Genomic DNA, 16,201 nt, shown 5'->3' on the forward strand with positions numbered 1-16,201 from the left:
GCATAGTAATTCTTCATTTTTAGTTCTTCATTTAAATTAAACGTTGGCGATACTCATAATGTCAGCGAATACTCCGGCAGCCGTTACTCCGGCACCGGCGCCGTATCCTTGAATCATCATCGGATATTCTTTATAGCGTTCCGTAGTCAGCAAGATGATGTTGTTGCTGCCTTCCAGTCCGTAGAAAGGATGGTTGGCACCCACTTCCTGAAGTCCGACAGAAGCTTTTCCGTCTTCCAGTTTGGCTACAAAACGCCAATGCTTATGTTCTTTCTCCAATACCTGACGACGGGCTTCAAAGTCTGCATCGAGACTCGGCACCCGTTTCCAGAAGTCATCCAACGCACCTTCGAAGAAGTCGTTCGGAACGAAGAGATTCTTTTCCACGTCTTCCTGTTCGATGCGGTATCCGGCTTCACGCGCCAGAATCACCAGTTTACGGATCACGTCTTTTCCACTCAGGTCGATACGCGGGTCCGGTTCGGAATAGCGTTCTTCCTGTGCCATCTTGATGGTGCGGCTGAAAGGAATATCAGCGCTGATCTTATTAAAGATATAGTTCAATGTACCCGAAAGTACCGCTTCAATCTTCAGTATCTTGTCACCACTATGAATCAGGTCATTGATGGTGTTGATAATCGGAAGTCCCGCACCTACGTTTGTCTCAAACAGGTATTTCACACCACGTTGACGGGCAATCGTTTTCAGTTCGCGATAGTTTTCGTAAGCCGAAGATGCCGCGATCTTATTGGCTGCCACTACGGAAACATTGTGTTGCAGAAGGTCTTTGTAAAGCGATGCAATGTCAGGACTTGCCGTACAATCGACGAATACGGAATTGAAGATATTCATTCCGACTATTTCGTCACGGATGGTCTGCAGATTGCTGTCCTTACCTTTCACTTGCAGTTCTTCACGGAAATTAGCCAGGTCAAATCCCTCACGGCTGAACATTGCTTTCGCTGCATCGATGATACCTACGACATGCAATTTCAGTCCGTTCTCCACCATCAGTTTCTGCTGCTGGCAGCGGATCTGCTCTACCAGGCTACCGCCAACCGTACCAATACCACAGATAAAGAGGTTCAATACCTGATATTCGGACAGGAAGAAGGAGTCATGGATAACGTTCAGAGATTTACGCAACGATTTGGAATCGACAACAAAAGAAATGTTGGTTTCCGAAGCTCCCTGCGCACAAGCGATAACATTGATACCATTACGTCCCAGCGTACCGAAAAGCTTACCTGCAATACCCGGTGTATGCTTCATATTCTCGCCAACGATAGCAACCGTAGCCAGATTTCTCTCTGCAAGGATCGGAGAAATCTCTCCCATCTCGATCTCTTTCGCAAATTCCTCGTTCAGCACTTCACAAGCCAGATCGGCATCAGCGTTACGGACACCGATAGAAGTACTGTTTTCGGATGAAGCCTGCGAAACGAGGAACACACTGATTCCATTCTTTGCCAAGGCCTTGAAGATGCGATAGTTTACGCCGATCACACCAACCATACCCAGACCCTGAACCGTGATCAGACTCGTATCGTTGATAGAAGAAATACCTTTAATAGCCTTGCTCTGCGGATTGGAAGTTTCTTGTTTAATAACAGTTCCTACTCCGTCGGGATTGAATGTATTCTTTATAATAATAGGAATATTCTTATGACATACCGGATAGATCGTCGGCGGATAAACCACTTTCGCACCAAAGTTGCAAAGTTCGGTTGCTTCTACATAGCTCAGTTCGGAAATAGTATAAGCAGTTGAAATCACACGCGGATCAGCAGTCATGAAGCCGTCCACATCCGTCCATATCTCCAGACTGTTAGCATCGAGCGCTGCGGCAATAATGGCAGCTGTATAATCCGAACCACCACGACCAAGGTTAGTTACATCTCCCGACACCTTATCCGAAGAAATAAATCCGGGCACCAACGATACTTTCGGAATGGAATGGAAAGTCTCTTTTACTAACTGATTAGTCAGGTCCGCATCGATCGTATGTTTGTTATGTTTCTTTTCAGTCTTGATAAAAGTACGTGAATCAAACCATTTTGCCCCATCAATCAGTTCAGCTACGATGATGGAAGAAAGACGCTCGCCATAGCTGACAATGGTATCCGATGTTTTCGGAGAAAGGTCTCTGATCAGGTAAATACCCTGGAAAATATCCTTCAACTCATTCAGCAATTCGCCAATCTGACGCTGCAATGCCACTTGCCCGGCTCCGGCAGGAATCACTTCCTTAATCATCTCTACATGACGATAGACAATTTCACGGAACTCACCTTCGTAAGCCGAATCTCCGGCTGCCGCCATCTTCGATGTATTAATCAGTTTGTCAGTGATGCCTCCCAATGCGGAAACAACTACAATTACCGGCTCGCCGGCCGACTCTACAATTCTCTTTACACTTAAAATGCTGTTCACGGAACCTACGGATGTTCCGCCGAATTTCATTACTTTCATGAAGATACATATTTAAATACAATCCCCTCGAGTATAGTTATTACAGGGTGATTGGTTGTTTACGAAAAAAATTAAAATTGAGTTTTGCCTACTTACACAGGCGTGAATCACGTAGATACACAAATACTATCCATTAACCCCAAAGGGTCATGGTACACATGGATGTGACTGTATGTGGATAGTACTTCATCATAGTCTCTGTTTCTACCATTGTTTTTGATAAGTGTCGCAAAAGTAATAATAAAAACGTTCAATCTATCACTTTTTTCGGTTTTTTTCTGATAAAAAGAACATCGCGTCTCTTTCCCAGCCGATAAAAGCCCTGCACTTTTATGACATTTTGCTATCTATATATCGTTTATATTATTATATTTGCAAAAACAACAGCATAAAACCAGCATATGACCCCGTTAAATACTTCCGTATTGTTAATATATACCGGTGGAACAATTGGAATGATTGAAAACACCGCAACAGGCGCATTGGAGAGCTTCAACTTCGAGCAACTCCAGAGACATGTCCCCGAATTGCAAAAATTCAACTTCCCGATTGACACTTATCAGTTTGATCCACCAATGGACTCTTCGGACATGGAACCTGATATGTGGAGAAAGCTGGTACGCATCATTCATGAGAACTACGACCGCTATCATGGATTCGTTATCCTGCATGGCACGGATACGATGGCTTATACTGCCTCGGCCCTGAGCTTTATGCTGGAAGGACTGGATAAACCGGTCATCCTCACAGGATCTCAGCTTCCGATAGGGGTACTCCGCACGGATGGAAAGGAAAATCTGATGACAAGTATCGAAATTGCCGCTGCACAAGATAAAGACGGGAAAGCAGTGGTTCCGGAAGTCTGTATCTTCTTCGAGAATCATCTGATGCGGGGGAATCGGACGACGAAAATGAATGCGGAAAACTTCAACGCATTCCGTTCATTCAACTATCCGGTACTGGCAGAAGCGGGTATTCACATTAAATACAATAATGTACATATCCATGTTAATAAGAGCAGGCAGAAATTAATGCCACATTATTTATTGGATACGAATATAGCCGTACTTAAACTATTTCCCGGTATTCAGGAGAACGTGATAGCCACGATTTTAGGAACGAAAGGTTTAAAGGCCGTCGTACTCGAAACATATGGCTCCGGCAATGCACCACGTAAAGAGTGGTTTATCCGCAGGCTCTGCCAAGCCAGCGCACAAGGGATTGTGATTGTAAATGTAACCCAGTGCAACGCCGGAATGGTGGAAATGGAACGTTACGAAACGGGATACCAGCTGTTGCAGGCAGGAGTCGTCTCCGGATATGACAGTACAACAGAATCAGCTGTAACCAAACTGATGTTCTTATTAGGACACGGATATACACCGGATGAAGTCCGCGATCACATGAACCGGTCGATAGCGGGAGAGATCACTCTGTAAGCTTCATCTATTTCTATTAGGCAGGGATAACTTATTTCTAATAAATTATCCCTATTTTTGTACCCTACAAGAAGAAAGGAATCTCAATGGCAAAAGAAAAGACCGTATATGTATGCAGTAACTGTGGGCAGGATTCACCGAAGTGGGTGGGCAAGTGCCCGTCGTGCGGAGAATGGAATACGTATGTAGAAGAGATCGTACGGAAAGAACCGACCAACCGCCGACCGGTATCGGGCATCGAAACGCAGAAAGCAAAACCAATAATCCTTAGTGAGATAGAAGCGGATGATGAACCACGTATCAATATGCATGATGAAGAACTGAATCGTGTATTGGGCGGAGGACTTGTCCCCGGCTCCCTGGTTTTGATCGGTGGCGAACCGGGAATCGGAAAATCGACACTCGTCATGCAGACCGTATTGCGTATGCCGGACAAGAAGATTCTCTATGTATCCGGTGAAGAAAGCGCACGACAGCTGAAACTGCGTGCCGACCGTCTTTCTGATGTTTCCAGCGACTGCTTCATCGTATGCGAAACTTCACTTGAACATATCTATGTTCATATCAAGAACACAAATCCTGATTTAGTTATCATCGACTCCATACAGACTATTTCCACTGAAAACATAGAATCCTCTCCCGGAAGTATTGCCCAGGTAAGAGAATGTTCGGCATCGATTCTCCGTTTCGCAAAGGAAACACATACACCGGTCCTGCTCATCGGGCATATTAACAAGGAAGGCAGCATTGCAGGTCCAAAAGTGTTGGAGCATATTGTAGATACCGTTCTCCAATTTGAAGGAGATCAGCATTATATGTACCGCATTTTGCGAAGCATCAAAAACCGTTTCGGAAGTACCGCCGAACTGGGCATTTACGAAATGCGTCAGGACGGGTTACGCCAAGTCAGCAATCCTTCGGAACTGCTGTTAAGTCAGGATCATGAAGGCATGAGCGGAGTAGCTATTGCTTCGGCTATCGAAGGGGTACGCCCGTTCCTGATCGAGACACAGGCACTGGTAAGTTCCGCCGTTTATGGAAATCCCCAACGGTCGGCAACCGGATTCGATATACGAAGAATGAATATGCTGCTGGCTGTTCTTGAAAAGCGTGTCGGATTCAAGCTCGCACAGAAAGATGTATTTCTGAATATTGCCGGAGGATTGAAAGTGAACGATCCCGCTATCGACCTGGCAGTGATCAGCGCAATCCTATCTTCCAATATGGATGCCGCTATCGAACCGGAAGTTTGTATGGCGGGAGAAATAGGGCTGTCGGGAGAGATACGCCCCGTAAACCGAATAGAGCAACGCATCGGAGAAGCGGAAAAGTTAGGATTCAAACGATTCCTGCTTCCTAAATACAATCTGCAAGGGATTGATACCCAAAAACTAAAAATAGAATTAGTACCTGTCAGAAAGGTAGAAGAAGCATTCAGAGCACTCTTCGGATAAGTCCGGATGGGCAACCAGCTGTTGCCCGTTCACAAACTAACAGGTACACATCAAACAGTAGACTAATGACACAAGAATACCAACTCCGCATCCTCCCTGAAATCGCAGCAAACGAACAGCGACTGAAAGAATACATTTCGAAAGAAAAAGGTATCAATCTGCGCAATATCAACGCTACCCGAATACTGAAACGAAGTATTGATGCACGCCAGCGGACTATCTTCGTCAATTTAAAGGTGCGGGTATATATCAATGAGATGCCCAAAGAAGATGAATACGAACATACTATATATAATAATGTAGAGGGCAAACCTCAGATTATCGTAGTCGGTGCGGGTCCGGGCGGATTATTCGCTGCTTTACGCCTCATCGAACTCGGATTACGTCCGGTCATTGTGGAGCGGGGAAAAGATGTGCGCGAACGAAAGAAAGATCTGGCGCAGATCAGCAGAGAGCATACCGTAGACCCGGAATCGAACTATAGCTTTGGTGAAGGAGGTGCAGGAGCGTATTCGGATGGTAAACTTTATACCCGCAGCAAAAAAAGAGGAAATGTAGACAAGATACTGAATGTATTCTGCCAGCACGGAGCTTCTACTTCAATATTAGCCGACGCTCATCCTCATATCGGCACAGATAAGCTTCCGCGTGTGATTGAAAATATGCGGAATACAATCATCGGGTGTGGAGGAGAAGTACATTTCCAGACCAGAATGGACGCACTGATCATTGAAAACGATGAAATCAAAGGTATTGAAACGAATACAGGAAAAGTCTTTCTCGGTCCTGTAATACTGGCAACCGGACATTCTGCAAGGGATGTATATCGCTGGCTGGCTGCCAATGGCGTTACGATGGAAGCCAAAGGAATCGCTGTCGGTGTCCGGCTGGAACATCCGGCAACGCTGATTGACCAGATACAATACCACAATAAGAATGGACGGGGTAAATACCTTCCTGCTGCCGAATACAGTTTTGTAACACAGGCAGAAGGAAGAGGAGTATATAGTTTCTGCATGTGTCCCGGTGGCTTTATTGTCCCTGCCGCCAGTGGACCGGAACAGGTGGTAGTCAACGGTATGTCTCCCTCCAACCGTGGTTCCCGCTGGAGTAATTCGGGAATGGTAGTAGAGATTCAGCCGGAAGACTTAATGAATGGAGAATGGAAAATGGAAAATGGAGAATTGGCTGCGCAACAGAATGAGCGGCTATTGGCCGTTAACCCATTGCTGAGCAGTTCCCAACTCTCGGCTCTCCATGCTCAACTTACTCCCCTTCACTTTCAGGAGGAGTTGGAACGTCAATGCTGGTTGCAGGGGGGCAGACGCCAGACGGCGCCGGCACAACGCATGCTGGACTTTACCCGCAAGAAGTTAAGTTACGATTTACCGGAATCTTCATACAGTCCGGGATTGATTTCTTCTCCACTCCATTTCTGGATGCCGGAGTTTATCAGTAAACGGTTAGCTCTCGGTTTTCAGCAGTTCGGGCGTAGCAGTCATGGCTTCCTTACAAATGAAGCGGTCATGATCGGTGTAGAGACTCGCACTTCCTCACCTGTCCGCATCGTACGAGATAAGGAGACGTTACAGCATGTGACTGTCCGCGGGTTATTCCCCTGCGGAGAAGGTGCGGGATATGCAGGTGGAATTGTCTCGGCAGGAGTAGATGGCGAACGATGTGCGGAAGCGGCAGCTAATTATATAAATCAATAATAAAAACTCTGTGATAAGATGAATAATAAACCCGAAATAGCGATTATTGAATCTAACACCCTTACTTGCCTTGGACTAAAAAGTATATTGGAAGAGATTATTCCAATGGCAACGATTCGTACCTTCCATAGTTTCAGTGAGCTGATAGATGATACCCCGGATATGTATGCTCATTATTTCATCTCAGCACAAATCTATGTTGAACACAATGCCTTCTTCCTTCCCCGAAAACGAAAAACAATTGTACTGGCCAGTGACAGTCCGCAATTCCAGTTGTCGGGCGTGCCGGTACTCAATATTTATGAGCCAGAAGAAAAGCTTGTGAAAAGTCTGCTGAAACTTCATCAACATGCACACCACAACGGTTATCCAGTGAAAGACATGCCCCCGATTGCCCTGCCGGAAGCACATCAGGAAATCTTATCTGCCCGCGAAATAGAAGTGCTTGTATTAATTACCAAAGGATTGATCAATAAAGAAATTGCTGACAAGTTGAACATCAGTCTGACTACTGTCATCACCCACAGAAAAAATATCACGGAAAAACTGGGAATCAAGTCGGTATCAGGATTGACTATCTATGCTGTAATGAATGGATACATAGAGGCTGACCGGATCTGATTTCTTAAAAAATCAGGCATAATCCTAATAAATGAGGATTGTCCGTCTTATATATTTGCCGTTACTTTGCACCAGACAAATTAACTGCGAATGAAAACAAAGAATATGATGATTGCCCTCGCACTCCTAACAACAGGGACAGCATGGGCTGAAGATTTACCTAAAGATTCTCTAAAAGTAGTGGACATCGAAGAAGTAGTAGTGATTGCTGCTCCAAAAGAGAATCGTAAACTACGCGAGTTACCAACTGCCACAACACTGTTGTCACAACAAGACATGCAGGCAAATCAGGTACAATCTGTGAAAAACCTAACAGGTATTGTTCCTAACCTCTTCATTCCGGATTATGGTTCGAAGCTGACTACTTCTATTTATATTCGCGGAATCGGCTCACGTATCAATACCCCATCTGTGGGACTCTACGTAGATAACATCCCTTATATCGACAAATCAGCTTTCGACTTCAATTATGCCGATATTGAACGTATTGACATACTTCGCGGTCCGCAAGGTACTCTCTATGGACGTAACACAATGGGAGGTCTCATCAAAGTACATACAAAATCACCTTTTACTTATCAAGGTACTGATATCCGAATGGGAGCTGCGACCTATAATAATTACAATGTTTCATTGACACATTATCACCGCATATCCGATCGCTTCGCTTTCTCTACCGGAGGATTTTACGAACATGCAGGCGGTTTCTTCGAAAATATGACTCGGAATAATGAAAAAGTAGACAAAAGTAATGCCGGAGGCGGACGCTTCCGTGGTATCTATATGCCAACATCAAACCTAAAAATCGACATGACACTAAACTATGAATACGGTGACCAGGGCGGTTATCCTTATGAATACACAGGTGTCACTCAAGGAGAAGAGACACGTCCGGAATACATTGGTAAAATAGCCAATAACGAGCGCAGCGGTTATCGGCGGGGATTACTTAATTCGGGAATAAATATAGAATACCAAGCCAGAAACTTTATTCTCAGCGCTGTCACTGGTTATCAGAACCTGAATGACCGTATGTTCCTCGATCAGGATTTCACAGAAAAAGACATCTATACATTGGAACAAAAACAAAGAGCAAATACCATTTCAGAAGAAATCACTTTCAAATCAAAGCCGGGAAATAATTGGCAATGGGCCACTGGAGTTTCCGGGTTTTATCAATGGCTGCATACTACAGGACCTGTACAATTCGGACAGGAGGGAGTCAGATCCGTCATAGAAGATAATGCCAATGAGCAATTCGAAAATATCACAGCCGGTAATCCCAGAGCGCCCAAGATGCATATGAACATCAATAACCAAGGATTAGCTGTAGGAGGTAGTTTTGATACACCAATTTTGAATGGAGCCATCTTCCATCAGTCCACATTTAATAATTTATTTATTAAAGGACTATCTGCAACAGTTGGTTTGAGACTGGATTATGAAAAGCTAAAGATGGACTATAACTCAGTTTCCGATCCTCTTAACTTTGATTTCTCTATCACAATGCCCGGTGCCCCTAAACCCTTCCTTACTTGCGAAGGATTGGAAGGAAATGCATCTTTCATAGGGAAAGAATCTACAGATTACCTTCAGCTACTTCCTAAATTTGCCTTACAATATGAATGGACAAAAGGAAATAGTGTTTACACAACCGTATCCAAAGGATATCGTTCAGGAGGTTATAATATACAGATGTTCTCCGATTTGGCAAAGGGAGGCTTAATGAATTCAGCAATTGAGGCATTGGCAGCCGACCCCAAACTAAGTGCGATGGCAGCAACAATAGAGAGCCAAAAGAAAGAACTCCCCCAAGTGAGTAAAGCTACCCAATACAAACCCGAATACTCCTGGAACTACGAGCTAGGCAGTCACCTCACCTTATGGGAAGGAAAACTTTGGGCAGACCTCGCTGTGTTCTACATGGATACACGCGACCAGCAAATCTCTCAATTTGCGGCAAGCGGCCTGGGACGTATCACGATCAATGCCGGTAAAAGCCGTAGCTACGGTGCAGAAGCATCTCTCCGTGCCAGCCTGACAAACGAACTCAGCCTGAACGCAAGCTATGGATATACATATGCCACCTTTACCGATTATATTGTCAATGAAGAAGATAAAGATGGCAACCTGACTGTGAAAGCAGACTATAACGGCAAATACGTCCCCTTCGTCCCCAAGCACACACTAAATATCGGAGGAGAATACGCCATCACCTGCAAGCCCCGTTCTATCTTTGACCGGGTGGTTTTCCAGGCAAACTATAACGCAGCCGGACGTATCTACTGGACTGAGCAGAACGATGTCAGCCAAGCCTTCTACGGTACCCTCAACTGGCGTGCAAACCTGGAAATAGGAGACGCAATGATCAGTTTCTGGGCACGTAACTTCCTGGACAAAGACTATGCAGCCTTCTACTTTGAGACGATGAACAAAGGATTCATGCAGAAAGGACGTCCCGCACAATTCGGCATAGATCTCCGTTGCCGGTTCTAAGGTCTGATAACCAAGTCAACTATTGATATACTCCTTTGGAGACATACCAGCACAGCGCTTAAAGAACTTCCCGAAGAAAGATTGATTCGAGAAGTTCAGCTGTTCGCTGATCTGCTGAATAGTCAGTCTGCCTGATTTTAATAACGTTTTGGCTTCCAGTATTACATAAGCATCGATCCATTCTCCTGCCAGTTGCTGACTGATCTTATAAATGACAGTAGAAAGGTACTTAGGAGAAATACACAACAAGTCCGCATAGAACTTCACACTCCGTTCCTTCCGGTAATGTTTTTCCACTTCACCAATAAAACGCTGAAAGATTTCCTCTTGACGTGTATGCGAATACTTTGACCGTGACTCTTCTTCCTTCAGCACTATAGGCAGCATTCTATAATACAATATCTGTACATAAGATTGCAGCATCGGAATCCGGTAAGGATGGTCCAGCTCCTGCAAAGTCGCTTTAATGGAGTGATAGACCCCAACAAACGCCATTACTTCCTTTTCCTCTAAAACAAAGCAATGTCTACTCTGCAAACACTTATAAAAAGACATTACCTGAGTCGTCTTTTCGGTGACAGGCATAAAATTGGTCCGGGTAGCTATCATAAATCCCCGAAAGTCATTACTTATAGAAAGTACCTCAAAAATCATCCCCGTGATTATAACACAAAACATGTCCGGACGCAACGTGTATTCTTTCAAAGAAATCCGTACATGCAGCTCTCCTTGCAAACAAAACAGTACCATAGACATTCCCGCCTGAACAGGAAAATCGTTTTGAGGCAACTGCTCCAAAGGTTCGGAGAAAGGGATTTCCATATTATCCGATAACACTATCTCCCCTTTTATAAAAGAAACCATATCCATTTCTGTCAGATGAGAAATATCAAGCAAAAAGATATTATGACCCATATTTTACTAAATTATTAGAGAATTTGACAGCAAATGTAATCGATCCGAAACATAAAACGAGTATGATTCGACCTATTGACCAAAATGCTAGACCTTTTGACCTTGAGCCGATATTTAATCGGGAGGAAGTACGACCATATAGTACCGGGAAAGACGGAAGTACGACGAAATGAATCAAGACATGTAGTTCCAATCCCAGTTTCAACCGTTGGAACAAAGTGTTTCATGCCTTGAAACAAGATGTTTCACCGTACGAAACAAAGTGTTTCGTACGGTGAAACAAAGTGTTTCAAGCATTTGAAACTGCTTGAAACAACTTATGTCCTGATTATTCGAAGCTACAAGCTTTGATAGAGGGACGATTCATCCTTTATCAAAGAGCAAGTATCCTTTGATAGGCAATACGTTCTGTTCCGTTTTTTACATAAATAATGCCGCAACGCTGAAAGCCGTGTTTCGCCAGAATGTGCTGCATGACTTTATTATCGCGGTGTGTATCCACCCGGATATTTCCGGAGTGTTCAAAGCACCAGTTCAGACAGGCATCCGATACACCTTTCCTTTTGCCGCCGGTAGCCATCCGGTGAATGACTCCGTAGGGTTCATCATTGAGCCATTCACCTTCGTAGATATGCTGATAAGTAGGATCTTCGCCCAATATAAAGCAGAAAGTCCCAAGTATCTCTCCCTGCTCGTCCGTGCAGACAAAGCTATGACCGTCTTCTATCTCCTGACGGATGAATGATTCGGACGGATAACCGTCAATCCATTGAGTTGCATTCCCATTGGCACGCATGAAAGCACGGGCATTATCATAAATCTCCATCACCAAAGGGAGATCTTTCAGTTCGGTAAGTCTGATTTCCATCATTCAGAAGTATTATTCGAAAATGAAACAAGATATAAAGAAAATTATTCATTAATTGCACCGCAATGGGGGCAAACACCTTTTTCTTTCAGCTTCTCCCCGCAATGGCCGCAACGATATTTATAGCCGATATTCCGGTGTACTTTCTTCACAAACACCCAGATAAAGAGTGCGAGGAACAAATAGCCGATATAAATATGCGTCATCAGAATAAAGAAGAAATAGCAGAAAATACAACTGGACATCAGCCCCAACAAATAAAAGACCGCAGCTGCGGGAGTCAACTGCCGGAACAGATCATCGAGTACTGCCAAAGTGACAACCAGAAACAACCAGATGCTCAGCAAAAAGACTGAAAGAATAAAAGGAACTTTAAAGGGGGATAAAGTGGGATTGAAATAGAAATGTTCCCACGTATCCGGTACAAAAACTTGCATGGATTCGTAAATCGTCGCACTGAAAGCCATCAGCAGACAGAGAAACAACGGATAGACACTGTCAATATCATTAAAGTAGACCAACTGCAACTGCTTCCGGCGGAAAGCACGAAACAGATAGACTCCGACAAACAACGCGAAGATGACCATGAAATAAGAAGCATGCGTATTGCTGAAAAAATGGATTGCCTGCGAAATGCTGTCCGTAGGTACAAACGATTCTTTCAGTTCTGCTTCACGTATCCATCCCTGCTCCTCTTGTGTGTGTGCCAGCTTCACCCAGACACTGTCCACACTGTCGGCAGGATGGATGGCAAACTCGGCAACAACCACCCGGTCTCCTTTATACAATGCAATGTATGTATCCTTTATGGGGAGACATTCCATCGTTACAGAATCGGTGATTACTTCCAGATTGGTATTCCATGTATAATGCCGGTCATAAAGATAGTTCAGAGAGTCTTTCGTCTTCTCCGACAACTCCTCGGAAGTAAGATCGGGGCGCCTATAATGACAGGACGAAAGAAGCAGCAAACTCAACAGCAACCCCATGACAGAACAGCACAAAGCAGTACGGAGCTTTTCTCTGCCGAAAAGAAACTCCGTAAAATTCCGTATATCTCTGTCGGGAAATCGTTTCATTGTGCCGCTTTTACTTTCATTTGACAGTTCTTGCAATCGAATTCAAGACGGAAACGCTTTCCGTCATTCGACACCAGATAGTAAGGCTCCTTATAGGGCGAGCGCACTCGCTGATGGATAGGGCACCAGCCCATGCTATAACGCAAACAATGTTTGCAGAACATCAGCACGGCATCTTCTACCCGTTCCTTTTCATAAGCCTCGGCTACTTGCTGCACTCCATGTTCCCGATAAAAAGAAGCGGCACGGGTATTCATCACGTTTCCTAAATAAGTGAGGGTAGTCTGCGGGAAGGCATGGGTAGTCGGCTTCCAGACAGCCAGTTCCTGACGGTAATTGATTCGCCGGGCAGCAATCAGTTTTTCTATCGCCTGACGGCGGAAGTCCGCCAATACGGAAGCAGGCAGAAACCAGTTCTCCGAAAAAGAAACTTCGATCTTTCTCGCTTCGAAGGGCGTGTTTCCTAATTTAGAAAGTTGTGTCTTCAGGTTATCTGTCTGCGGAGTACGAGCCAGTTCTTTCTCACGGGGCAGAGCAAGCGTAACGCTGTTGTCATCTTCATCCGTCAGCGTCAGAGAGAAACCGAAGTTGTTGTCTGTCAGCAGTATGCTCACAGCTATCTTCCGCTCGGCTGATTTACGGGAAAGGATACGTTCAAACTCCTGGTCGAAGTTGCGGTAGAGCTTGGTACGGGGTTTGATGCGAGGCATTTCCTGGGGATAGAGCTTGTTTCCGTCCACCCGGTTGACCCGGAATCCCTGCAAGCGTCCTTGTTCGTCAATATAGCAGACACCGTCTCCGTTATTAAATGATTTCAGTCCGGCAACAGTCAGAAAGTTGCCGCGTGCTTCTTTCATTGTACCCATTTCCTCTCCCAACGATTTCGGAGTATCGAACGAAAAGATATCCTCACTACGTCCATGCAGGAAGTAATGAGTAAATCCACGGCTGAAACTCTTGTCCAACTGTGGTTTGAACTCGAAACAGCAAGTACCGGAAGAGGCACGCACATATTCCGGTCGGCGGGCAATGATGGCATCCAGCTTCTGACGATAAGCAGCTGTGACATTCTTCACATAAGACACATCTTTCAGACGGCCCTCTATCTTGAATGATGATGCGCCGGCATCCAGCAGTTGTTCCAGTTCGTCACTCTGGTTCATATCTTTCAGAGAGAGCAAGTGCTTGTCTTTCACCATCACTTTCCCGTCCGAATCGACAAGACTGAAAGGCAGCCGACAGAACTGAGCACATTCTCCCCGGTTCGCACTGCGTCCGAAACAAGCCTGACTAACGTAACACTGACCGCTATAGCTTACACAAAGCGCACCATGTACAAATACTTCCAACGGAACTTCGGGACAGGTCTCATGTATCTTCTTTATTTCACGAATCGACAGTTCCCGCGCCAGAACCACCTGACGGAAACCTGCTTCCCAAAGGAATTTCACCTTCTCCGGTGTGCGATTGTCCATCTGTGTACTGGCATGGAGAGGAATCGGAGGAAGATTCAGTTTCGTAATTCCCATATCCTGCACAATCAGAGCATCCACACCTATCCCATACAGGGCATGAATCATCTCTTCCGTCTCTTCCAGTTCCTCTTCTTTCAGAATCGTATTGACGGTGACATAGATACGGGCATTATACAAATGAGCATGTTTCACCAATGCTTCAATATCTTCCAGAGAATTCACAGCTGCTGCACGGGCACCAAACTTAGGTGCACCGATATACACGGCATCTGCTCCATGATTGATAGCCTCGATACCACATTCCAGATTCTTCGCCGGAGCGAGAAGTTCTATTTTACGCTGCCTGATCATTCAATATCATTAATGTTGTAAGGTGTTTCCTGATAAACAAAGTAGTTCAGCCAGTTGGAGAACAAGAGGTTAGCGTGAGCACGCCAACGTACCAGCGGACCTTTCTCAGGATCATCATCTACGTAATAGTTACGAGGAATTTCTATCGGCAAGCCTTTACCCAGATCCCGACGATATTCCGTATCCAAGGTATAAGGAGAATATTCAGAATGTCCGGTCACGAAGAACTCACGTCCGCCACGTGCCATAGCCATATAAACGCCCGCATCTTTCGATTCGGAAAGTAATGTCAGTTCGGGAACTTTCAGGATATCCTCCCTGCGTACTTCCGTATGACGGCTATGCGGCACATAAAAGCAATCATCGAACCCACGGAAGATAGAATGGAAAGGCTGCAGCACCCGATGTTCAAAGATGCCGAACATTTTCTGATTTAACGGATACTTGGGCACACCATAATGATGATACAGCCCGGCCTGTGCAGCCCAGCATATATATAAAGTAGATGTCACGTGCGTACGTGCCCAATCAAATATCTCGGTAATCTCATCCCAATAAGTCACCTCCTCGAAGTCCATCTGTTCCACAGGAGCACCGGTGATGATCATGCCGTCGTATTTCTCGTTACGCATTTGCTCAAAGTCTGTGTAGAACGTCTGCATATGTTCTATCGGCGTGTTCTTGGAAGTATGACTCTTGATCTTCATAAACGAGATTTCTACCTGAAGAGGCGTATTGGAGAGCAACCGCACCAAATCCGTTTCCGTTGTTATTTTCAACGGCATCAGGTTCAGAATCACAATCCGCAACGGACGAATATCCTGCTGCGTAGCACGCGAAGTATCAATTACGAAAATATTCTCTTCCTTCAATAATTCTATTGCAGGGAGCTTATCGGGTAAATTTAAAGGCATAATCGCTATATATTAGTAATTTGGCTGCAAAAATACGAAAAATATAGCATATATCAGGGAGGTTGCTTATTTAGAAGACGTACAAATTAAGTCAATTTAATCAAAGAAGCATACCAAGTAATGAATAAAAGCTTTATTTTTGCCGAACGAATTAGTACTAATAATTTAAATCTTAAAAAAATGGCTTACGTAATTAGTGACGATTGTATTGCTTGCGGAACTTGTATTGACGAGTGTCCTGTAGAAGCTATCTCTGAAGGTGATATCTATTCTATCAACCCGGATGTATGTACTGACTGTGGAACTTGCGCAGACGTTTGCCCGTCTGAAGCTATTCACCCGGCTGAATAATACAATCTACAAAAGAGTATGGGGCTGTGTCAAAACTAAGGCACATCCCCT

General features: G+C 44.7%; 12 protein-coding genes. 6 read left to right on the plus strand and 6 right to left on the minus strand.

Translation table 11 applies throughout. The features are described from left to right. Positions 1-36 precede the first annotated feature (36 nt). Positions 37-2,472 carry a bifunctional aspartate kinase/homoserine dehydrogenase I gene (thrA, locus tag HMPREF2794_RS11775; RefSeq protein WP_070751564.1) on the minus strand — a complete coding sequence of 812 codons (2,436 nt, stop codon included), beginning with the start codon at positions 2,470-2,472 and terminating at the stop codon, positions 37-39. A 401-nt stretch (positions 2,473-2,873) separates the two neighbouring features. Between thrA and HMPREF2794_RS11780 the strand changes: the two genes are divergently transcribed. The 5 genes from HMPREF2794_RS11780 (at position 2,874) to HMPREF2794_RS11800 (ending at position 10,197) form a co-directional block, all read left to right on the plus strand. Beyond that, positions 2,874-3,911 carry an asparaginase gene (locus tag HMPREF2794_RS11780; protein WP_070751565.1) on the plus strand — a complete coding sequence of 346 codons (1,038 nt, stop codon included), beginning with the start codon at positions 2,874-2,876 and terminating at the stop codon, positions 3,909-3,911. Positions 3,912-3,997: 86 nt separating this feature from the next. Then, positions 3,998-5,365, plus strand: coding sequence for a DNA repair protein RadA (gene radA, locus HMPREF2794_RS11785; RefSeq protein ID WP_010535418.1), 1,368 nt, complete (start codon positions 3,998-4,000; stop codon positions 5,363-5,365). 65 nt (positions 5,366-5,430) lie between these two features. Then, positions 5,431-7,080 (plus strand): NAD(P)/FAD-dependent oxidoreductase, encoded by a 1,650-nt coding sequence (locus HMPREF2794_RS11790; RefSeq protein WP_070751566.1) that lies wholly within the window; start codon positions 5,431-5,433, stop codon positions 7,078-7,080. An 18-nt stretch (positions 7,081-7,098) separates the two neighbouring features. Next, on the plus strand, positions 7,099-7,701 hold the full coding sequence (locus HMPREF2794_RS11795) for a response regulator transcription factor (RefSeq protein ID WP_010535420.1): 603 nt from the start codon (positions 7,099-7,101) through the stop codon (positions 7,699-7,701). A gap of 90 nt (positions 7,702-7,791) precedes the next feature. After that, entirely contained in the window at positions 7,792-10,197 is a 2,406-nt protein-coding gene (locus HMPREF2794_RS11800) for a TonB-dependent receptor (protein ID WP_055270486.1), read from the plus strand. Positions 10,198-10,212: 15 nt separating this feature from the next. Here HMPREF2794_RS11800 and HMPREF2794_RS11805 read toward each other — a convergent pair whose 3' ends face one another. The 5 genes from HMPREF2794_RS11805 to metA form a co-directional block, all read right to left on the minus strand. After that, complete coding sequence (locus HMPREF2794_RS11805; protein WP_010535422.1) at positions 10,213-11,112, minus strand: helix-turn-helix domain-containing protein; 900 nt, start codon at positions 11,110-11,112, stop codon at positions 10,213-10,215. A gap of 373 nt (positions 11,113-11,485) precedes the next feature. After that, the gene (locus tag HMPREF2794_RS11810) at positions 11,486-11,980 is read right to left on the minus strand and encodes a GNAT family N-acetyltransferase (protein ID WP_022301477.1); all 495 of its coding nucleotides are present in this window, start codon (positions 11,978-11,980) and stop codon (positions 11,486-11,488) included. Between the two features lie 44 nt (positions 11,981-12,024). Beyond that, positions 12,025-13,059 carry a zinc ribbon domain-containing protein gene (locus HMPREF2794_RS11815; protein ID WP_070751567.1) on the minus strand — a complete coding sequence of 345 codons (1,035 nt, stop codon included), beginning with the start codon at positions 13,057-13,059 and terminating at the stop codon, positions 12,025-12,027. Continuing rightward, positions 13,056-14,885 (minus strand): peptidase U32 family protein, encoded by a 1,830-nt coding sequence (locus HMPREF2794_RS11820; RefSeq protein WP_070751568.1) that lies wholly within the window; start codon positions 14,883-14,885, stop codon positions 13,056-13,058. Before HMPREF2794_RS11820 ends, HMPREF2794_RS11815 begins: the two co-directional genes overlap by 4 nt. Then, complete coding sequence (gene metA, locus HMPREF2794_RS11825; RefSeq protein WP_010535426.1) at positions 14,882-15,799, minus strand: homoserine O-acetyltransferase MetA; 918 nt, start codon at positions 15,797-15,799, stop codon at positions 14,882-14,884. The genes HMPREF2794_RS11820 and metA overlap by 4 nt, the downstream gene beginning before the upstream one ends. 180 nt (positions 15,800-15,979) lie before the next feature. Here metA and HMPREF2794_RS11830 point away from each other — a divergent pair, with 180 nt between their 5' ends. Continuing rightward, positions 15,980-16,150: a DUF362 domain-containing protein gene (locus HMPREF2794_RS11830; protein WP_002559159.1), complete on the plus strand. Its 171-nt coding sequence runs from the start codon at positions 15,980-15,982 to the stop codon at positions 16,148-16,150. The last annotated feature ends 51 nt before the right edge of the window (positions 16,151-16,201 follow it).

It is taken from the genome of Bacteroides sp. HMSC067B03 (genome assembly GCF_001811315.1).
Lineage (GTDB): Bacteria > Bacteroidota > Bacteroidia > Bacteroidales > Bacteroidaceae > Bacteroides > Bacteroides faecis.